Annotated in this window: 19 protein-coding genes and 1 pseudogene; 10 read left to right on the top strand and 10 right to left on the bottom strand. The window is 35.7% G+C overall.

Annotation, left to right across the window (positions count from 1 at the left end; translation table 11 throughout):
- The first annotated feature begins 11 nt into the window (after positions 1-11).
- The 6 genes from qoxB (at position 12) to ABH955_RS27815 (ending at position 5,734) form a co-directional block, all read left to right on the top strand.
- Entirely contained in the window at positions 12-1,946 is a 1,935-nt protein-coding gene (qoxB, locus tag ABH955_RS27840; protein WP_002063826.1) for a cytochrome aa3 quinol oxidase subunit I, read from the top strand.
- Between the two features lie 13 nt (positions 1,947-1,959).
- The gene (gene qoxC, locus ABH955_RS27835) at positions 1,960-2,562 is read left to right on the top strand and encodes a cytochrome aa3 quinol oxidase subunit III (protein WP_002010602.1); all 603 of its coding nucleotides are present in this window, start codon (positions 1,960-1,962) and stop codon (positions 2,560-2,562) included.
- Positions 2,563-2,874 (top strand): cytochrome aa3 quinol oxidase subunit IV, encoded by a 312-nt coding sequence (qoxD, locus tag ABH955_RS27830; RefSeq protein WP_002063824.1) that lies wholly within the window; start codon positions 2,563-2,565, stop codon positions 2,872-2,874.
- A gap of 269 nt (positions 2,875-3,143) precedes the next feature.
- Positions 3,144-4,973 carry a monovalent cation:proton antiporter family protein gene (locus ABH955_RS27825; RefSeq protein WP_404491885.1) on the top strand — a complete coding sequence of 610 codons (1,830 nt, stop codon included), beginning with the start codon at positions 3,144-3,146 and terminating at the stop codon, positions 4,971-4,973.
- 18 nt (positions 4,974-4,991) lie between these two features.
- Positions 4,992-5,282, top strand: a complete 291-nt coding sequence (locus ABH955_RS27820; protein ID WP_113937931.1) for a DUF4022 family protein — start codon at positions 4,992-4,994, stop codon at positions 5,280-5,282.
- 14 nt (positions 5,283-5,296) lie between these two features.
- A complete protein-coding gene (locus tag ABH955_RS27815) occupies positions 5,297-5,734 on the top strand; it encodes a GNAT family N-acetyltransferase (RefSeq protein WP_113937930.1) in 438 nt (145 codons plus the stop codon).
- Between the two features lie 33 nt (positions 5,735-5,767).
- On the opposite strand, the gene ABH955_RS27810 is transcribed toward ABH955_RS27815, so the two are convergent.
- From ABH955_RS27810 to ABH955_RS27800, 3 genes are all read right to left on the bottom strand, one after another.
- A complete protein-coding gene (locus ABH955_RS27810; RefSeq protein WP_404491884.1) occupies positions 5,768-6,202 on the bottom strand; it encodes a hypothetical protein in 435 nt (144 codons plus the stop codon).
- Positions 6,203-6,206: 4 nt separating this feature from the next.
- Positions 6,207-6,407, bottom strand: a complete 201-nt coding sequence (locus ABH955_RS27805; protein ID WP_113937928.1) for a helix-turn-helix transcriptional regulator — start codon at positions 6,405-6,407, stop codon at positions 6,207-6,209.
- Between the two features lie 139 nt (positions 6,408-6,546).
- Positions 6,547-7,839, bottom strand: a complete 1,293-nt coding sequence (locus tag ABH955_RS27800) for an NCS2 family permease (RefSeq protein ID WP_002029772.1) — start codon at positions 7,837-7,839, stop codon at positions 6,547-6,549.
- 265 nt (positions 7,840-8,104) lie between these two features.
- Between ABH955_RS27800 and ABH955_RS27795 the strand changes: the two genes are divergently transcribed.
- Both ABH955_RS27795 and ABH955_RS27790 read left to right on the top strand, forming a co-directional pair.
- Positions 8,105-9,496 (top strand): amino acid permease, encoded by a 1,392-nt coding sequence (locus ABH955_RS27795; protein WP_002125290.1) that lies wholly within the window; start codon positions 8,105-8,107, stop codon positions 9,494-9,496.
- 181 nt (positions 9,497-9,677) lie between these two features.
- Positions 9,678-11,225 carry a DNA-binding protein gene (locus ABH955_RS27790; RefSeq protein ID WP_404457202.1) on the top strand — a complete coding sequence of 516 codons (1,548 nt, stop codon included), beginning with the start codon at positions 9,678-9,680 and terminating at the stop codon, positions 11,223-11,225.
- Positions 11,226-11,270: 45 nt separating this feature from the next.
- Here the strand turns inward: ABH955_RS27790 and ABH955_RS27785 are convergent, their stop codons facing one another.
- Together ABH955_RS27785 and brnQ1 are read right to left on the bottom strand one after the other, a co-directional pair.
- Positions 11,271-12,992, bottom strand: coding sequence for a DUF2339 domain-containing protein (locus ABH955_RS27785; protein ID WP_404457200.1), 1,722 nt, complete (start codon positions 12,990-12,992; stop codon positions 11,271-11,273).
- A gap of 134 nt (positions 12,993-13,126) precedes the next feature.
- Positions 13,127-14,428 (bottom strand): branched-chain amino acid transport system II carrier protein BrnQ1, encoded by a 1,302-nt coding sequence (brnQ1, locus tag ABH955_RS27780; protein ID WP_395923019.1) that lies wholly within the window; start codon positions 14,426-14,428, stop codon positions 13,127-13,129.
- Positions 14,429-14,681: 253 nt separating this feature from the next.
- Between brnQ1 and ABH955_RS27775 the strand changes: the two genes are divergently transcribed.
- Positions 14,682-16,067 carry a peptide MFS transporter gene (locus ABH955_RS27775; protein ID WP_002090906.1) on the top strand — a complete coding sequence of 462 codons (1,386 nt, stop codon included), beginning with the start codon at positions 14,682-14,684 and terminating at the stop codon, positions 16,065-16,067.
- Between the two features lie 30 nt (positions 16,068-16,097).
- Here the strand turns inward: ABH955_RS27775 and ABH955_RS27770 are convergent, their stop codons facing one another.
- The 5 genes from ABH955_RS27770 to ABH955_RS27750 all read right to left on the bottom strand — a co-directional run bounded on the left by ABH955_RS27770 (position 16,098) and on the right by ABH955_RS27750 (position 20,165).
- Positions 16,098-17,219 carry a YHYH domain-containing protein gene (locus tag ABH955_RS27770; RefSeq protein WP_404457197.1) on the bottom strand — a complete coding sequence of 374 codons (1,122 nt, stop codon included), beginning with the start codon at positions 17,217-17,219 and terminating at the stop codon, positions 16,098-16,100.
- Positions 17,220-17,358: 139 nt separating this feature from the next.
- Positions 17,359-17,991: a class A sortase gene (locus ABH955_RS27765; RefSeq protein WP_078206595.1), complete on the bottom strand. Its 633-nt coding sequence runs from the start codon at positions 17,989-17,991 to the stop codon at positions 17,359-17,361.
- A 116-nt stretch (positions 17,992-18,107) separates the two neighbouring features.
- Entirely contained in the window at positions 18,108-18,581 is a 474-nt protein-coding gene (locus tag ABH955_RS27760) for a hypothetical protein (protein WP_061675087.1), read from the bottom strand.
- Positions 18,574-18,792, bottom strand: coding sequence for a helix-turn-helix transcriptional regulator (locus ABH955_RS27755; RefSeq protein ID WP_002167109.1), 219 nt, complete (start codon positions 18,790-18,792; stop codon positions 18,574-18,576). Before ABH955_RS27755 ends, ABH955_RS27760 begins: the two co-directional genes overlap by 8 nt.
- Before the next feature lie 113 nt (positions 18,793-18,905).
- Entirely contained in the window at positions 18,906-20,165 is a 1,260-nt protein-coding gene (locus tag ABH955_RS27750) for a 3D domain-containing protein (protein WP_404457195.1), read from the bottom strand.
- Positions 20,166-20,826: 661 nt separating this feature from the next.
- Between ABH955_RS27750 and ABH955_RS27745 the strand changes: the two are divergent.
- Positions 20,827-21,330: pseudogene (locus tag ABH955_RS27745) on the top strand (methyl-accepting chemotaxis protein); the annotation flags it as partial.
- Positions 21,331-21,445: the final 115 nt, after the last annotated feature.

Below are 21,445 nucleotides of genomic sequence, written 5' to 3'. Positions count from 1 at the left end.
GAGTGAACACAGTGAAGCTTGATGAATTTTTTGTCACAGGTGACCCGATTATTTACGGAGCTGACGCTTCTATCGTTCTTGTGACATTAGCGATTCTTTTCGTACTAACAAAGTACAAAAAATGGAGATGGCTTTGGGATGAATGGTTGACAACTGTTGACCATAAAAAAATAGGGACCATGTATATTATCTCTGCCGTTATAATGTTATTCCGTGGTGGTATGGATGGTTTAATGATCCGTGCACAGTTAACATTCCCAGAAACAACTTATTTAAACGCTGAACACTATAACGGAATCTTTACAACACATGGTACAGTAATGATTCTTTTCATGGCAATGCCATTCGTTATGGGATTAATGAACCTTGTAGTACCATTACAAATTGGTGCTCGTGACGTTGCATATCCGTTCTTAAATGCTTTAAGTTTCTGGTTATTCTTTGTCGGAGCAATGTTATTCAACATCGCTTTCGTAATCGGTGGTTCTCCAGACGCTGGGTGGACTTCTTACTTCCCAATGGCAGGTACAGAGTTTACTTCTGGTGTAGGAAATAACTACTACGCAATTGCATTACAGATTTCAGGTCTCGGTACGTTAATGACAGGTATTAACTTCCTAGTTACTATTTTAAAAATGCGTACACCTGGCATGAAATTAATGAGAATGCCAATGTTTACTTGGTCAATCTTAATTACAACAATTATCATTATTTTCGCTTTCCCAGTATTAACAGTTGCTCTTGCATTAATGACATTTGACCGTCTATTCGATGCTCACTTCTTTACGATGGCGAGCGGCGGTATGCCGATGTTATGGGCCAACCTATTCTGGGTATGGGGTCACCCTGAAGTATATATCGTTATTTTACCGGCATTCGGTATTTTCTCTGAAATCATTAGTACATTCTCACGTAAACGTCTATTCGGTTACAGTGCGATGGTGTACTCGATGGTTGCAATTTCTTTACTAAGTTTCGTCGTATGGCTTCACCATTTCTTCACTATGGGTGCAGGTCCAGCGGTTAACTCATTCTTCTCGATTTCGACAATGGCGATTTCGATTCCAACCGGTGTTAAGATCTTTAACTGGTTGTTTACACTGTATAAAGGACGTATTCGTTTTACAGTTCCAATGCTTTGGTCATTGGCATTTATTCCAAACTTCGTAGTTGGTGGAGTTACAGGGGTTATGCTTGGAATGGCAGCAGCTGATTATCAATACCATAACAGCTACTTCCTAATTGCTCACTTCCACTACGTATTAATCGCAGGTACAGTATTCGCTATGCTTGCTGGATTCACATACTGGTATCCAAAAATGACAGGTCATATGTTAAATGAACGCCTAGGTAAATGGACATTCTGGATCTTTATGAGCGGATTTAACATCTGTTTCTTCCCAATGTACTTCTTAGGTTTAGACGGTATGACTCGTCGTATGTACACTTACTCTGAAAGTCTTGGATGGGGCTGGCTAAACCAAATCGCATCTGTTGGTGCTGTAATGATGGCTATTGGCTTCCTAATCCTTTGCTATAACGTAATTTGGAGTGCACGTCACGGTGAGCGTGACACAACTGGAGATCCATGGGACGGCCGTACACTTGAATGGGCAACTCAATCTCCTGTACAACATTACAACTTCGCGAAACTTCCTGAAATTAAAGAAGCTGATGCTTTCTGGTTCATGAAAAAACGTGGAGAAACAATTACACCAACAGCAGATGAATTAAAACCAATTCACATGCCAAGTAATTCTGGTGTGCCTATTATTGCGTCTTTATTCTTCGGTCTTGCAGGTTTTGCATTAGTATTTAGCTGGTTCTGGATTGCAGCAATCGGTGGTATTGGTATTTTAGGTTGCTTAATCTATCGTTCATTCGATTATGATGATGGCTACTACGTAAGCGTTGATGAAATTAAAGAAACAGAACATATAGCATGAGAGGTGAAATGACATGGCGGCTTTAGATAAAAGCTTACCTTTGGAATATCAATCCGAGCAAAGCAGGTTGAATATCCTAGGATTCTGGATTTTTCTTGGGGCTGAAATTATGCTGTTCGCAACACTTTTCGCCTCTTATCTAGTCCTTGCTGGTCGTACGGCAGATGGCCCAACACCAGCGCAACTGTTTGAACTTAAAACGCTTTTAATTCAAACACTACTACTTTTAACAAGTAGTTTCACATGTGGTATCGCAATTCATGAAATGCGTAAACACAATCAAAAAGGAATGTTAGCCTGGTTTATACTAACTTTACTTTTAGGTGCAGGTTTCCTATTCTTCGAGATCGAAGAGTTCATTATGTACATTGGTGAAGGTGCAACGATTCAAACAAGTGCTTTCTTATCGGCATTCTTCGTTCTTCTTGGAACGCATGGTGCCCACGTAACAGGTGGTATCATCTGGGCAACTTGTGTTATTATCCAAATTTTAAAACGAGGTTTAACACCAGTTACAGCTCGTAAAGTATTTATTATCAGCTTATACTGGCATTTCCTTGATCTTGTTTGGGTCTTTATTTACACACTAGTTTACTTGAACGGGATGGTGGCGTAAATGGGTCAAAATAACAACCAAGCAAACGGACATGGGCATAGCGGATTCCCATGGTCACACGTTTTCGGATTTATTTTATCGCTTGCACTAACGTTTCTAGCTTTATACGTGGCACTTTATACAACCCTGCCACTTTCAACGATATTAACAACTATTATCATAATGGCTGTTGCGCAAGCTTTATTACAATTAATTATGTTCATGCATTTAAAAGAAGGAGAAGGAAGAATTCAAATTCTTACAATGATATACAGTTTCTTCGTTGCAGCTGCAACAGTTGGTCTTACTGTATGGATCTTCTTCTCAATGTAATTTGCATGAAAAGACTGCTGGGATTCCTCAGCAGTCTTTTTTTATCCCGCATTAACGAGCAGTAAGACCCCCACTGATTAAAGTTTCACTTTATCCCCTCCCCCTATTACATCCACATTACGGAATTAACAACAAAATCATGAAAGATATACTTATTATGACAAATGTTAAGAAAACTCTTTCTTTATGAAATCGAAACCATATCCGTTGCTTTTCTTCCTATTATATGGCTAAATAGTTACTATATTTATTTGAAGGGAGAGAACGCAATGGAACATCATTCTTCTGTTCTATCACTTATGGTTGTCGTCGCAATCGCGTTTTTCGTTCCCCTTTTGTTACAGCGCTTTAAATTAAAAGCACTTCCTGTCGTTGTTGCAGAAATTATCGCAGGAATCTTTGTAGGTAAAAGTGGATTTAACATCATTGAGCCCGATATGTGGCTTCAAGTCTTATCAACACTAGGGTTTATCTTCCTAATGTTTTTAAGTGGTTTAGAAATTGACTTTTCGATCTTTAAACAAAAAAGGAAAAAGAATACGACAAACGAACCGAACACATTCCAAGCAGCAAGCATTATCTTCTTGTTTATTTTCATTTTATCTTATGCCCTATCATTAATATTCGTATGGCTAGGATTCGTAGACAATGCAATGTTCATGACTTTAATTATTTCAACTATTTCTTTAGGTGTTGTCGTACCAACATTGAAAGAAAATAACTTAGGAAAAACCGCAATCGGGCAAATCATTTTATTAGTCGCTGTTATTGCAGACTTAGTTACAATGATTTTACTCGCTATATTCGTCGGATTAAATTCCGAAAGTGGCCAAAGCATGTGGCTTCTACTTCTTCTATTCGGTGCTGGTATTGTAATTTACTTTGTCGCAAGACGGTTTAAAAATATTCCATACCTAGAAAGCTTAAAAGCCGGTAGTGTACAAATTGATACACGAGCTGTTTTTGCACTCATCTTAATATTAGTTGGATTATCTGAATCTGTTGGGGCAGAAAATATTTTGGGAGCCTTTTTAGCAGGTGTACTCGTATCTTTATTATCACCAAATGAAGATATGGTTGAAAAACTTGATTCCATCGGATATGGCTTCTTCATTCCTATTTTCTTCGTAATGGTTGGTGTAAATCTAGAAGTATGGTCTATTTTTAACGAGCCTTCTAGTATGCTAATGATCCCAATTCTAATTGTGGGACTCTTTATTTCAAAACTGTTGCCATCACTCGTCTTACGAAAATGGTACCCACGCAATATCGTACTCGGAAGTGCTATTTTGTTAACATCAACACTTTCTTTAGTTATTGCGGCTGCACAAATCGGTGAAAAGCTAGGCATCATTAGCCCAAGTTTATCAGCATCTCTTATTTTAAGTGCAGTTATTACTTGTATTTTTGCACCTATATTATTTAAAAAGATGTTTCCAAAAGTGGAAACACCAAAACCGAAAGTATCTATTATTGGTGCAAGCAGAATTACCCTTCCGTTATCACTTGATTTAAAACGTGAAGATTATGACGTAACACTATATATGATACGTCAAAATAAAATAAATGATGAGGAAGCGAAATCTCATGACTTCCCTATTGTAAAATTAGATGAGATTACTATTCAATCTTTAATGGAGCAACAAGCTTTCGAAGCAGACCGTGTTGTTGTTGCGACAAGTGATGATGAACAAAACTTATTATTAGCAGAACACGCAAAAGAATTAGGTGTTGAACACGTCATCGCAAGTGTAGAAGATCCCCTTCTACAAGAAAAAGCGACTCAAGAACATATCGCTGTATTCTCGACTATTAACTCTACACGTATTTTATTACGTGCACTTATTGATAAACCGAGTCTCGTTCGCTTGATTACAACAGCTAATGAAACGGTGCGTGAGGTTGAACTACGGAGTAATAAATATAACGGCTTAGCACTTCGTCGCCTTCCGTTTCTAGGTGATGTACTTGTCATTCAAATTTACCGTGGTAATAAAGCATTAATACCACATGGTGATACGAAGTTACAGCATGGCGATACTTTACTTGTAACGGGTTCAAAAGAACATATTGATACAATGAAAAACATATTAGAATAGAAAATGCCCCTCACATAAATGAGGGGCATTTTTTCAATTTTATATGGTAAAATGTTACTATCACATATTATGGGGATGAATCACATTATGTCTATTTCAACTTTAGCTCTCTTATTATTAGCAGAAGTACTCGTCGCCATTATTCTCATCGGTATTAGCATTGAAATTTGTAGTTATGGATGGAAAAAACCGAATGGAATTAAGTACTTTTGTCTCTTAATTTCACTCCTTCTCGGAACAGCTAGCATACTAGGACTTCTCGTTGCACCCGCATATTTCTTCTTACAACTTATAGAAAAAGGCTTATAAGAAAGGGTGATATTATGATTACAGTGAAACATATTGATGCATCTGAAACATACTTATTACGCCAAAAGGTTTTGCGTCCCAATCAATCATTAGAAGATTGTAAATACGATTCAGATTACGAAACAGACGCCTTTCATTTAGGTGCATTTCTACATGATGAACTTGTTAGCATCGCCTCTTTCTCTAAAGAAATACATCCTGATTTAAAAGCTGGTAACCACTATCGTCTACGAGGAATGGCAACATTACCTAATTTCCGAAACCAGCATGCTGGCAGCTCCTTAATCCGTAAAGCTGAACAAGTCCTCCAAGAACGCGAAGCAAATATTCTATGGTGTAATGCCCGAATTACCGTAGCGGATTATTACAAGCGATTAGACTTCCATGAGCATGGTGAAATCTTCGAGATTGATCCAATAGGACTACATAAAGTAATGTATAAAGAAATATAAGAAAAGCTTTCTGCATATTGCAGAAAGCTTTTCTTATATTTCATTTTCACTTTTTATTTTTTTCATATATATGTATATAAACAAACTAGGAATTAAAAAGCAAACAAACATAATAAGTCCTGTTATACTAATTTCCTTTATCGAAATATCCGGTGTTACAATGATACAAATAGCTAAATTCCCAATAACAATCCCTACTGGAATTAATAATAGTTTCATGAAATAACTACGAGATACTCCCCCTGTATGCTCATACACTTCCACCGAATTTTTTAAGTTTAAAAAGTTAATAACTATTATCCCGCCCATAAATACCATTAATAAATCCGAAACACTTTCATACCCTGCCCCTTGCAAGACGTAACGGTAAAAAACAATGCCTAGTATGACGACATTTTGTAAGATGAAAGCCAATCTAATATGTTTTAATCCCTCAATCATTAAACGTTCATCTTTCACGATTTTCACCCTATCACTCCTTTTCCTCCCAAAACAAATCATTCAATGTTTTATCTACTGCATAACAAATTTTCAAACATAAATCTAAAGATGGATTGTATTTCCCCTTCTCAATTAAACTAATTGTTTGCCTTGTGACGCCTACGTTTTCTGCTAATTGTTGTTGTGTTAAATCTAACTGAACACGTGCGACTTTTATTTTACTTACAGCCATTCATGTTCCTCCTCTGCCTTTATTGTAACATATATATTCCATTAAGTAATTTATATTTTACGTAATTGATTTGTTTTTTTCACTTTATTATACACAAAAAAGGAGCCTCTCATAAGAAGACCCCTTTCCTATCTCTATACTATAAGAATAAATGACATCCAAATAAAATTGTAAATAAATATAGTAACGGATGTACTTCCATCCCTTTCCCCTTCACAATTTTTAATACTGGATACACTAAAAATCCAATTGCAATTCCATTTGCAATACTAGACGTTAACGGAATACCAACGAAAATTAAAAATGCTGGTAATGCATCTTCAAATTCATTCCAATTAATATCACGAATGCTTTGTGCCATTAAACTACCTACAATAATTAATGAAGGAGCTGTAATAGCAGCTACACTTGATAAAGACGCGATAACAGGGCTGAAAAATGCCGTTATAATCGTTAGACCAACAACTACAATACCTGTTAATCCAGTTTTACCACCTGCAGCAATACCAGCTGACGATTCAATCGTTGCTGCTGTTGGGCTTGTTCCGAAGATAGAACCTGTCGTTCCGCCAATCGCATCTGCAATAAACGCTTTGCCAAAACGTTTCTCTGTATTATCTGTAATTAAACCAGCTTGTTTAATTAAACCGAGTAATGCACCTGTCGTATCAAATAAAAGTACAAGTAAAAATGAAAATACAACACCATATAATCCATACTGAATTACATCTGAAAAAGCATTGATTGGATTTGAAACGATAATACCCTCTGGTAAATGAGGCATCGCTACAATTTTATCCTCAAACTTCAGTTGCCCCGTAAAGAAGGCGATAATTCCTGTCACAATCATACTAATAAATAATGCACCACTCACACGTAATACCATTAATACTGCCGCTAAAATTAAACCAATTAAAGTTAAAATAACGGCTGGAGAATGAAAATCACCAATCGTAACTAAGTTAGATGGATGATCCACGATAATTCCAGATAGACGTAATCCAATAAAAGCAATAAATAGTCCAATTCCACCTGCAATTGCATGTTTTAAACTGTCAGGAATTGCGATAATTAGCTTTTGCCTAAATGAAGTGAAAGATAATAAAAGAAAAATGATACCTGTTACAAATACTGCCGAAAACGCAATGACATACGTAATCCCCTCTGCCTGTTGAACGACAGAATAAGCAAAATATGCATTCATCCCCATAGCTGGAGCAATAACAATTGGATAATTAGCTAAAAACGCCATACATAGCGTCCCAATAACTGTCGCAATAATAGTTGCCGTAAACGCTTGATCAAATGGTACACCTGCATCAGATAATATTTTCGGATTGATGACAAGAATATACGCAAATGTAAAAAAAGTTGTGATGCCCGCTAAAAGCTCTTGCTTCACAGAAGTGTTATATTTTTGTAATTGAAACATGGCTATGTACCCTTCCTACACCTGAATTATTATCACACATTCTTTTCTTACTAGTATGTGAGAAAATATAATACTTAATCTTAACAATCAATAAAAAGAAGAGTCAATATATTCTCTAATAGTGAGAATTTTAAGTTTAAGTCTGACAAGTTCAGATGTAGTACAGTTCATTTTGATTATTTTTGTAGCATAACAGATATAAATGTTTTATAATTTGAAATAGTTAAATATTTAGGCAACTCATTCTACAAGGGGGATTCTTCTTATGCAGCACACAAACAAATCTGGAACTTTAAATCGAGGTTTAAAAGAACGACATATTACTTTAATGTCACTCGGTTCGGCTATTGGCGTTGGGCTATTTTTAGGATCTGCTTCTGCTATTAAACTAGCTGGTCCTTCCATCTTACTAGGTTATATGATCGCTGGACTCGTTATTTTTTTCATTATGCGAGCGCTCGGAGAAATGGCAATTGAACAACCGGTTGCCGGCTCTTTTAGTAAATATGCTAATGATTATATCGGCCCACTTGCTGGCTATATTACTGGTTGGAACTACTGGTTCTTATGGGTTGTTACTTGTATGGCTGAAATTACGGCGGCTGGAATTTACATGCAGTACTGGTTCCCAGATATCCCGCGCTGGACTTGGGCACTACTCGCTCTATTATTAATGAGCGCTTTCAACTTCTTATCAGTAAAAGTATTTGGAGAACTTGAGTTTTGGTTTGCTCTCATTAAAATTGTCACAATTATCTGTATGATAGTGATTGGCTTTGGTATTATTCTATTCGGATTTGGAAATGGCGGCGTTGCAACTGGTATTTCAAATCTTTGGGAACATGGGGGCTGGTTCCCAAATGGCTTCTCTGGATTATTGCTTTCCTTACAAATGGTATTATTCGCTTATCTAGGCGTTGAACTAATTGGTGTTACAGCTGGTGAAGCTCAAAACCCGAAGAAAACACTCGCAAAAGCTATCGATAACGTATTTTGGAGAATCCTAATCTTTTACGTCGGGGCATTATTCGTTATGATGGCAATTTATCCATGGAACGAACTTGGCGAGAAAGGAAGTCCATTCGTATTAACATTCCAACAAATCGGCATTGCAAAAGCAGCAGGTATTATTAACTTTGTTGTATTAACAGCTGCACTTTCTTCTTGTAACGGTGGTTTATTTAGTACAGGGCGTATGCTATTTACACTAGCACAACAAAAGAAAGCACCTGAACGATTTGGACGTTTAAATAAAAATGGCATTCCAAGTCAAGGTATTATAGCAACTGCGATTGTTTTACTCGTTGGCGTTATATTAAACTATCTTGTTCCTGCAAAAGTGTTTACATGGCTAACTAGTATTTCAACTTTCGGGGCAATTTGGACTTGGGGTATAATATTAGTCGCTCAAATTAAATTCCGTAAAGGATTACCAACTGAGAAAAAAGACAAGCTAACGTATAAAATGCCTTTACATCCATTAAGCTCTTACTTCTCACTTGGCTTCCTCGCACTTGTACTAGGTATTATGGCGTATTCAGAAGATACACGAATTGCATTAATCATTGGCCCAATTTGGCTTATCGGCTTAGCTATCGTGTATTACATGAAAGGGTTTCATAAGATCGATGAAACACCTAATTCAAAAATTAGTTAAACAAGCTATCCCTTCCTTATTAATTGGAAGGGATTTTTTATTGCCTATATAAATATTTCTCAACAAAATTCACGGTATTTTTACAATTTTTTAATATTTTTTACGTTTTCTGTCTTTATTTTTTCAGAAAAATAAATTACATTATTAAAGCACATATATTTATTATTAGGGGGATTCTTCTATGAAGAATAAAAAATGGATTACATTTTCTTTAGCAACAGCAATTACACTTAGTATGGGGAGTTCGTTCATACCGTCTACTTATGCCGAAAGCTCTGTAGACCCAGCTCCTGAAATTGCTGCAAAGGTTGTAAATCAAAACAATGGGAAGAAAGTATTATTCGATAATACGCACGGTCAAACTGCCGGGACAGCTGACTGGGTTATTGATGGCGGCTTTTCTGATTTCGGAAACGGCATTGCCCAAAACGGATATCATGTAAAAGAACTTCGTAAATCAACACCTATTACATACGACGACTTAAAAAATTACAACGTGTTTATCGTTCCAGAGGCAAATATTCCTTACAAAAAATCTGAACAAGACGCAATGTTACAATACGTGAAAAATGGCGGCAGTATTTTCTTCATTGCCGATCATTATAATGCAGATCGTAATAAAAACCGCTGGGACTCCTCAGAAGTGTTCAATGGATATAGACGCGGGGCATGGGATAATCCAGCAAAGGGAATGTCTAATGAAGAAACAACTTCACAAGCTATGCAAGGAGTAGAAAGCTCTGATTGGCTATCCGATAATTTCGGTATTCGCTTCCGTTACAATGCACTTGGTGATGTTTCAGCTAAAAATATTGTCTCACCTGTGCAATCATTCGGAATTACAACTGGCGTTTCATCTGTAGCAATGCATGCCGGCTCTACCCTTGCGATTACAAATCCAAAACTAGCGAAAGGCCTTGTATATCTTCCAGAAAATCCATCAAAATGGAATAACGCTGTTGATAGCGGCGTTTATAACGGTGGTGGCGTTGCAGAGGGGCCTTATGCTGCTATCGCAAAAGTAGGACTTGGAAAAGCTGCCTTTATCGGTGACTCTTCTCCTGTTGAAGATGCATCGCCAAAATATGTTCGTGAAGATTCAGGTCAATCAAAGAAAACTTATGATGGTTATAAAGAAGAAAACGATGCTGTTCTATTAGAAAACATCGTGAATTGGTTAGCGAAGCAAGAAACATTTACAAGCTTAGATCAAGTGAGTGGTTTACAGCTTGATGCCCCTACAGCTCTACAAACATTTGAACAACCAAGTTTATCAACAGAACCACAACCAGAACCTTGGAGTGCACCAAGTCAAGGTTACCAGTGGTTCAATACAAATACTTTCAAACCAGGTTCATACGGCTATAACGGTGCAGTGACAACGAGTGATTACGTAATTACTCACCCTAGCATTCTACCAAACAATGAAGTGTTCCAAATGACGATTCAAGTAAATAACTTATTACCAAATACAACGTACAATAATTATTCTTTAGGTATTTTCACAACTGGCGGAACACAGGTAGCAAAAGTTCAAAATACAAATGGCACTTGGCCGTCTTCTTTCGGATATAGCAGTACATTCTCTTTCATAACAAATAACCAAGGATCTGCTGAAAAAATTGTGAACGTACAACTTGCCCCAAATACAACTGGACAAGCAACACTTCGCATAAGACAAAACACAACAGCTAAATATAATGAGGCTGTAACGATTGGTAAGAATTAAAGTAAAGTAAAAGAAAAGGCAATCCGTAAAGGGATTGCCTTCTTCTCACTTCTCTTCTTTTGAGAAAAACATTCTTGAAATAACGATACCTATACTACCTACGATTAAGAATAACACCGCCCTAATCATCATCGACACCTCTGGTAGGTCGAGAAGGAATAACTTCCCTACTGTTACTACTAATACGACTAATCCAGCATATAATATTTCGTTCATCTGTCTATAACGGCCAAACCAAACTGCAAATAAAGCATATACCATCCATAATAATGATACAGATACGCTAATTATACTTCCATCTGTAGAAAGAACTTCACCGATCCTAGTAATTGTAATAAACACAATAACCATTAACGAGTAGAGCGCTATAGAGTACACATATTTACCAAAACTCGCTAACACTTCTTTCGCTTGTCTCATGCAATAATAGAACGTTCCTATTAAAATAATATGAGCGACAAACCCTGCTGAAATGAACTCATCAAACGGGCTAAAAATCGTCTGCACCATTCCAATAGCATAAATCGTTGCACTTACATATAATTTAATATTTTGCTTTACTTTAATAGCAGTAACCATACCGAGGAAACCTTGTAACAATAATACGATCGCTGCATTCACCAAACTATACTCGTATAAAATCGCTAAACTAAATGATCCCATTGCAAAGCCAAATATTAGATTTGAAAATACAGAATGTTTATTCTTCCTATATTCAAGTACAAACATAACAGCATGCACAAATGCACTTATAACTAATCCCCACGTTGTAAATTCAGGAATTTGGGAGATAGCTAAAATAAAGAAAACTGCATTCGCACTAAATATCGCCAATCGTGCTTCTTGTATAAAACTTCTCTCCGAAAACATATGCCAAAATAATAGTAAATGAATTGCACCGTATACAACTGTTAACTGTACTTGCACATTCTCTACTAATATTGACATAACAACAAAGAAGACAAATAGGACAATTGCCGCAACAACATAAGAAATCATATACAAGTACTTATAACGGTTTCTCAATGCATACCATAATAGGCTAATTGTTAATATCGTCTCATAACTAAAGAAAATATACGTATTAGGAGTCGTACTATTTAACAAGAAAGGAACAAAAAATGCTCCCACCGCCACGAAAATAGCGAGATATTCCGATCTATATCTTTTCGCTAAATAAATCCCTAAAATAACCCATACAATATTACAGATAAACGCAATACTTGCAGGAATAAACTCATATAAATAATGTGCCGCAAATGTTGTTAAAACAATACCTGTAATACTTCCTCCAGCTAATACTAATCCTAACGATTGCCGCTCTCGTTTAATTTGAATATCCCCTATATAATACAAACCGATAGATAAGGCGATACCAAACACAATTCGTATCGCTGGTGTTAATAAACCAGCATCTACCCCTGCTTTAAATAACCAAATAACGCCAAGTAGCATAATACCGACAAATATACGCGGCAACCATGTTTGGCAAAACTTAATAATATTGAATGGTTCCGGTTTAAAAACAGATATATTTACTTGTTTTTCCTCAACTTTTTGAACAGGCTCTTTGATTTTCACTACATCTTCTTGTAACTTTTCATTACTTACCGCTTCAATATATTCTTTCTTTTCCTTATTAACATTTTGTTGAACTTTATCTACTTCTATTTTTCTTTGTTTCGCTTTCAATTCATAAAGTGTCTCTTGCATCGTTTCAATTGCCGTTTCGAGTGCTTCTATTTTCTTATTCAAATCCTCCTTCATACGCTCCCCCCTCATCACTCATGTAAAATCTATATATTACCAATTACCCTTATCATACTATTAGTCTATTCATGTTCGATACTATTTTTCCAAAAAAAGAAAGGTGTTTTCCGAAATAGGAAAACACCTCTTACTTATTTATTCTTATTTATAGCAATACTAGCAATCATACCGAGGCAGGCACCTACAAATGCCGGAACAATCCAACCTACACCTTCTGTATAAAACGGAAGAACTTTTAGTAGTGGTGTCCATTTATTCATCAGTACACTTTTGTTTAAAATATCAATCGCACTAAATAACGCTACGATTCCAATCGTGACCGAATATACGTATACATACTTTCCAATATACTTATGGAATAACCCTAAAATAATAAGCGTTAGTGCAACTGGATAAATAAATCCCAGAATCGGTACCGATACTTTTAAAATTTGCGTTAATCCTAAATTAGCTAAAACCATACTAACAAAACTTAATATAAATGCCCAAACTTTATAAGATACTTTCGGAAATACACTTGCAAAAAACTGACTACAAGACGTAACCAGCCCAATTGAAACACATAAACATGCGATAGTAAAAATAAGGCCTAATAATACTACTCCGCCTTGTCCAAATAATGTCGTCATAACTTGTGCTAACACTTTCGCACCGTTATCAAATGTACCCAATGAACCACTAATTGAACCAACATATCCAAGAATGACATAAATAATAGTTAGTAATAGTCCTGCTCCAATACCAGCAATACTCATATATTTCGCTAAACCTTTATCATCCGCTACACCTTTTGCACGCAGAGCATTTGCAATAACAATCCCAAATATTAAAGCTGCTAACGCATCCATCGTTAAATATCCATCTAAAAATCCTTGGAACATAGGAGCTTGTCCATAATTTCCTGCAGGCTCTTTCACACTGCCTACTGATGTAAACATACTTTTTATAAATATAATAGCAATCATACATAATAATAAAGGCGTTAACACCTTTCCAAACAAGCCCATTAATTTAGACGGTGATAAACTTAACCAGTAAACAATACTAAAGAAAATAGCCGTGTACAATAACAAAACTACGCTACCCGCTTCTGGGAACAACTGGCCTGGCCCCATTTCAAAAGCCAAACTTCCTGCACGTGGTATACCAAGACCTGGTCCAATAAATAAGTACACAATACACGGAAAAATAATTGCAAATGAAGAATGAACCCTGCCTGCTAACGTTTGAAAACTCCCTGCTTTCGCAATAGCGATAACACCTAATATAGGAAGCCCTGTTGCTGATATAATAAAACCTAACAATGCAATCCATACATGTTCTCCTGCTTCATATCCAAGGAAAGGTGGAAATATAAGATTTCCGGCCCCAAAGAACATAGAGAATAACATAAGACTAATAAGCAAAATTTCTTTTTTCTGTAACAATTTCATTTCTTTCTCCTTCTTCAATTTCACCTTACATGAAATCAATTCCACAAATAAAAAAATACGGTAATCCGCTTCCTTACAAAGAAAACATAGTCCATAGTCTATCACAAAAGAAACACCCATTCTATAGCTATTTCCCTTTTCAAATTTCTTCTGAAAAATCAACCTTTATTGACTTATAATAGTTAATAAGGTAAAATATTAATCATGCAATACTATTAACTTTGTTTTTTGCTTGTGTCAGGAGGAAAATATTATGGAATCAGCGATACAACTAGAAAGAGAACAACAAAGAAAAAAGAAACATCCTCCAGGTTTATACTTACTCTTCTTTACAGAAATGTGGGAAAGATTTAGTTACTATGGATTACGAGGATTATTAACATTATATTTAACAACAGCTTTAGTAAGTGGTGGTCTTGGGTTTAGTCCCGCTTGGGCACTCTCTATTTACGGATTTTATACTGGTGCTTGTTATTTCACACCATTGATCGGTGGATACTTAACGGACCGTTTTCTAGGCAAACGAAAAGCCATCACAATTGGTGGTATAACAATGGCAATCGGTAACCTTACACTATTTGCCTTGCAAAACCAAGTCGGTCTATACCTCGGATTAGCGCTTATTATTATCGGTAATGGATTCTTCAAACCGAATATCTCTACACTTGTTGGAGAATTATACGAAGAAAATGATCCAAAACGTGATAGTGCATTTACAATATTCTACATGGGTATTAACGTCGGTTCATTTTTAGCTCCACTCGTTTGCGGGTTTTTATCAGAAAATTTATTCAAAACAACAGTAGATGGCGTTGCTCATTTCGGATTCCGTTACGGTTTCTTAGCCGCTTCAATCGGAATGATCATTGGACAAATTTTATTTACAACACTATCAAATCGCTTCCTTGGTGATATCGGTAAAAAACCAACTCGCGATTTGCAAACGGATGCTGGACAACAAACAATAGGAAATACACCGTTAACAAAAAAAGAAAAACAACGTACAACAGTTATCGTCATTTTAACATGCTTTGTTGTCTTCTTCTGGGCTGGATTTGAACAAGCTGGTAGTTCGTTAACATTATATACAAACAAATTTGTAGACCGCTCTGTATTCGGATGGGAAGTTCCAACATCTTGGTTCCAATCGGTCAATCCGTTATTTATTATTTTACTTGCACCAGCTATTTCAGCATTATGGGCGAAACTGGCAACTAGAAAAAATGGTGACATGAAAATCCCAACAAAAATGGGACTTGGTATGATCTTACTCGGTATCGGTTATATTGTTCTTGTTATCGCTACGTTAAAAACAGGCAGTGACGAACATAACATTACAGAAAAAGCAAACTTACTATTTATCGTCTTTACGTATCTTTTCCATACGTTAGGTGAGCTATTCTTATCACCTGTCGGGCTATCAATGGTTAGTGCTCTCGCTCCAGTAAAACTTGCTTCTTTATTAATGGGAGTATGGTTAGCAAGCTCAGGTATTGCTAATATTTTAGGCGGACAGCTTGCAAGCTTCACAACTTCACTTGGATATGCTGAAGTATTCACAGTTATTGGCGCTGTGGCGATCGTTTTAGGTTGTGTTTTATTATCAATTTCTAAGAAATTAGTGAAATGGATGGATTAAAAAAAGATGAGGAATTTTCCTCATCTTTTTTTACGCTTTCTTTCCCTTTTCTATTGCTTGTTCATACAAGCCTTTATGTTCTTTATATTCACTTGGCACGAAACTCTTATAGAAGAACGAAAGCCAGCTGTCTCCTTTTTTATATCCTTCTTCTCGAATTTCCGCTGCCTTTTTATTTGATTTAAATCCTTCAGTAAACCATTTCTTTAATGTTTCATTCTTTTCATACTTAGCAGGAACTTTTAAGTCGTAGTTTTCAAATGCATATGTATATCCAGCTTTTTCCGCTGCCTTTTTAGCAGCCTTATATCCCTTTTCATACGCGGTTTCATATACTTTCACATATGTATCCTTTTCAGTATTTCCAGGTTTCTTTTCAGCTAATTCTTTACCAGCCTTTTCACCAAGTTCCGCTTGTTCTTTTTCAATCTTTTCGGTTCTCTCTTTATTACCTACTTGGAAACCTTCTGTAAAGTTCACCTTAAACTCAGGAGTAATTTGACTATCGTCCATTGCTTCTTGTGTTAACCCTTGCTCTTTTCCTTTTTCAAAATGCGTTTTCTTCTGCTCTTCTAAAGACCAAGATGCAGCATAAACGGTTTTGAATGCTTCTTTATATGTATCTGATTTTCCAGCTAAATGTGCTTCCGCATCATTTTTCCCTGCTTTAAAATCAGTCTCTCCACTTTTTTGTCCCTCAAGCTGCCCTTTTTCCATATCAGCTTGACGCTGTGCTTCCTCTCGCTTACGTGCCTCTTCAGCTTTTCTTTGTTCTTCAGCTACACGTTGTCTCTCTTCCTCTGCTTTTCTTTGTTCCTCCGCTACACGTTGTCGCTCTTCTTCTGCTTTACGCTGTGCCTCTGCGGCACGTTGTTTTTCAGCCTCAGCATTGCGCTGCGCTTCTGCTTGTCTTTCAGCTTCTACAGCACCATTGTTATTAGAGCTTGGAGCTGGACTCGTTGCACCGCTACTAGAAGCTGGTTTATTGTGATAATGATATTCCCCGTACTGTAATCCCCATTTCTCACAATTTGTACGACACGTATGTCCCCCATTAGCATCTGTACGCCCTGGATGCGCATAGGTTGAAATTGGAGCTACCAATAACGCTACACTTGTTGTTAAAAGAAGTTTCTTCACCTGTTGTTTCACTCTTGTTCCTCCCAAAATCTTAAATTCTAACTTTATTATACATAAATAGAAAAATACTTAAATACCAACTAAAATATTCTATTATTTCTCAACATTAGTAAAAAAGAAGGTCAACTCTTTAAAGAGTTGACCTTCTTTTTTACTTCTTCGCCTTCGTTCCTACTAAATCACCAGCAACAACGTAACGCTTAGAATTATCTTTCACAGATACACATGTAATAAGCGTTATCTCATCTTTCCCATGATCCTCTACAACTTCCCATTTATCAGGAGTTACTTCAGATACACCAGTAACCGCATATTCATATTCGTTTTCATTATCATACAAATACATTTTATCGCCTTTTTTCAAAGTTGCTACATCACTAAATAAAACACCTTTTTTAGACATGTTATGTCCTGCTAATGCATAATTTCCTTTTCCCATTACTTGATTTTCTTTTACTGTTGCTGCACCTGATAATAGGTTTTTCTCAGTAGAAGATTTTAAAACAGGAAGTTCTAATGAAACACTCGGGATCGAAATACGACCAATTACTTGTTTCTTATCTAATGATGCATTCGCTACTTCTGCCAAGTCTGGTTGATCAATTTTCGAAGCATCTACAAATTCCGTCTCATGTTTTTCATAATCCATCTTTTGAACAGCCTGTACATTTTTAGTCTGTTTTTTTTCAGCCTGATATCCATCATAAAATGGCTTTCCGATTAACACACCACCTACAACAAATAGAAGGATTGCTACTATACTATAAATTCTTTGCTTATTCATATACAATTCCTTTCCCTTACAAAATCTTACTCTATATAAAATGATAAGATAATATTGCTATATGTACAAGTGTAAGCTGAAAAGAAACCTTCTTGCCGATGCAAGAAGGTTTCTTTTTAAGCGATTTTATTTCGATATAAGGATACGTGAAAAATCGTCATTTGAATAAAGAAAATACTAAATGCAATATATATCGGATATGCAGGAACATATAGATTAGCAATTGGAGAAAGAGTTAAAAAACCAACCGCACAAGGCAACACGTACCATAGTGACATAAATGTAGTACGACAAGCCTTTTCTGTAATTGCCTTTTCTCTCTCATCCTCTTGAGGAAATAATAGTGGAAACATCCAATACGAGAGCTCTTTATATTTTTTCTTTTGAATTTTATAAAGAACAGTCGATACAATACCAAATATTAAAAGTAATCCTAGCGGCATTAAACTCAGTGAAATTTCAGATGGTACTCTCTCCGTTTGAATAAAATTAGCGACTTCAATAGTAAAATAATACAACTCAATAAACGCCCAACCTGCTAATACCATTAAAAGTACATTTAGCATATAAGAAAATACGAGTCTATTCATCCTCTTCCCCCTCCTTATTTAAAACAAACACATCTTCCATCTTTAACTCGAATACATCACAAATCGTCAATGCTAGTAACAATGAAGGAACGTAATCCCCCTTTTCAATTGCTGCGATCGTTTGTCTCGTCACTCCGACTTTTTCCGCTAATACACTTTGTGTAAAATTAAAACGCGCTCTTAATTCCTTCACTCTATTTAAAATGGTCAAATTTACCACCTCTTACCATTATTGTATGATACTCTTAACAAAATGTAAACTCAACTTAACATTATTTTTACAAAAAAAATCCAACTTTACGTTTTGTAAAGTTGGATTACGTTTTAGTTTAAAATTGTAACTTTAACATTTTTTCTGCCCCAATTACTAGACGAAGCTTTATCTGGCATTAAAACATCGATTTTGTGACCTTTAATCGCGCCACCAGTATCTGCTGCAATTGCAATTCCATAGCCTTCAACATTTACAGTAGATCCTAATGGAATAACAGATGGATCCACCGCAATTAATTTCATTCCTGGGTTTGCAGTTAGATTATAATGGCCCCATGCAGAATACACTTGTTGACCTGCTGCATAACCATTTTCAGATGGATCTGCTGTATAAGCTGTTGCGTGTACATACATTTCTTTTCCGCCAGCAGTTACTTTAGGCTGTTCAGGCTCTACTTTCGAACTATTATTAGCAACTGGTTCAGCTGGTTTATTAGCTTTTTCTTGCTTTTGCTTTTCAGCAACTTCCGCTTGCGCTTTCGCTAAAGCTTCTTGCTCAGCCTTTGCAGCTGCTTCCGCTTTTGCACGCTCTTCCGCTGCAATTCTTGCTGCTTCTTGTTCACGAGCGATTGTTTCTTGTACTGCCTTCATATTTGATTCAATTTTAGCCTTTTCTTCTGCTGCTAAATTAAGTTGGCTTGCAACCTGATTATATTTAGCTTGAACTGTTTGTAAGTTATCTTGACGTTTTTTCAAGTTATCTTGCAAATCAGCTTGTGCTTTTGCTAATTTTTGTTTATCTACTACTAAAGATGCTTCTTTTTCATCAATCTCTTTTTTATCTTCTTCAATTTGACGAAGATCTTGTTCTTGTAGACGTAAAATTTCTTTATCTGCTTCTAGAATAGTCGTAACTGCGTTCATACGTTGTATGAAATCTGCAAAGTTTTTTGATTCTACAACAACTTCTACTACTAAACTCGTATTTGAGCTATTTTGAACAGAAACCATACGTTTTTTCATAATATCCTTACGAGCAAGGACTTTATCTTCTAAAACGACAATTTCGTTCTTTTTTTGTTCAATCTGCTTATGTGTTTCATCGATTTTACGTTGAATAGCAGCTTGATCCTCTTTATTTTTTGCAATTGTATTATTTAAATTATGTAGTTCATTTTCGATACCTTGAATTTCTTTACTAACAGCTTGCTTCTCTTGCTCTTTCTTCTGCATATCTGCATCGTTTTGCTGCAATTGCTGTTGCATGTTGTTAAGTTTCTCGTCGTTTGACTCTGCTTTTACAGCGACTGTACTAGAAAGAACGATAATTCCTGCTAATACTAGACTACTGATTCGCTTAAAATAGTTCATAATCCGACTCCCTTCTTATACAGTTATACATGATTTATTTTACAGTTTGTTTACAGGACCATTAAATACAGTTTATTTTTCATGACAAAAAAAGAGAATTGTGAACAAAATGTAATAGATTCTTAAATATTTAACAATTCCTATATTTAAAAATTATAAAAAATGCTAAAATCCAAATATAGAGAAATTAAAAATCCCAAAGGCGGTTGAATTAAATAAAATGTTTACTCAAAAGAAATCACTCCAACATAAAATTGATCAACTAGAAACTCATATACATGAACTAGAAGCAGAATTAAAACAAAAAGATGTGGAAAAACAAGAAATTATATCTTCTATCCATAATCGTGTAAAAAGCGTTATGCAAGAGCACGAACTTGTAAATAGCCAACATCATACACTCCAAAACTTAATTCAACAATTGAACGCATGCTTTGAAAATGTTTCTATGCGTACTACACATTCCAACGAATTAAATAACGAAATGCTACAAAAAGAGCAAAACTTAATTCAATCTATTGAAGAAATTATCGATTGCTCTAATGAAGGAAAAGAATCCGTTCATCGCTTACTCATTGTAATTAATAGATTAGGTGAACAATCTCAACGTACTTCTAATAGTATGAATCATTTAAGCGAACGCTCTAAAGAAATTGAACAAATTGTAGAAGTGATTCAAAACATTGCAGCACAAACAAATTTACTAGCGTTAAATGCAAGTATTGAAGCTGCACGTGCTGGAGAACACGGTAAAGGATTTGCTGTTGTTGCTAATGAAGTAAGAAAACTAGCTGAAAGTACAGCTGAAAGTACAAAAAACATCGGTAACTTAACGAAAAAAATTCAAGAAGAAATTGAAAAAGCATATGAAAATACAAAAGATAATTTACATTTAGTTGATGAAGGTGTAGAAATGAGCGCTGATACTAACGCTAGAATTGAAAATATTTTAATGATGATTCAAACATTACAAAGTGGCGCTACAAATGTTATTAAAGCTATCGAAAACCAAAAATCTTGTAATGATGATATATTAAGAGAATTTGCAAACACTCAACAAATGTTCCAAAAATTAAATACTACTATTATGAGCCATATTCATGATGCTGAAAAAGTCGATGTTCAATTGACTAAAGGTCTTCAAGAAACAGTATCTTCTCATTAACAATAAAAACCCCTTATATCTGAAGTGAACCCCGAAAACGGGACACATATCAAAACACCTAAACCATCTGTTCCCTAAATTCTTTAGGGGATAGGTGGTTTAATTTTTCTTGAAT

The organism is Bacillus sp. RC240 (assembly GCF_044907945.1).
GTDB classification, from domain to species: domain Bacteria; phylum Bacillota; class Bacilli; order Bacillales; family Bacillaceae_G; genus Bacillus_A; species Bacillus_A mycoides.
The sequence above is the reverse complement of the archived record's forward strand: the minus strand, read 5'-3'. Positions and strand labels throughout refer to the sequence as shown.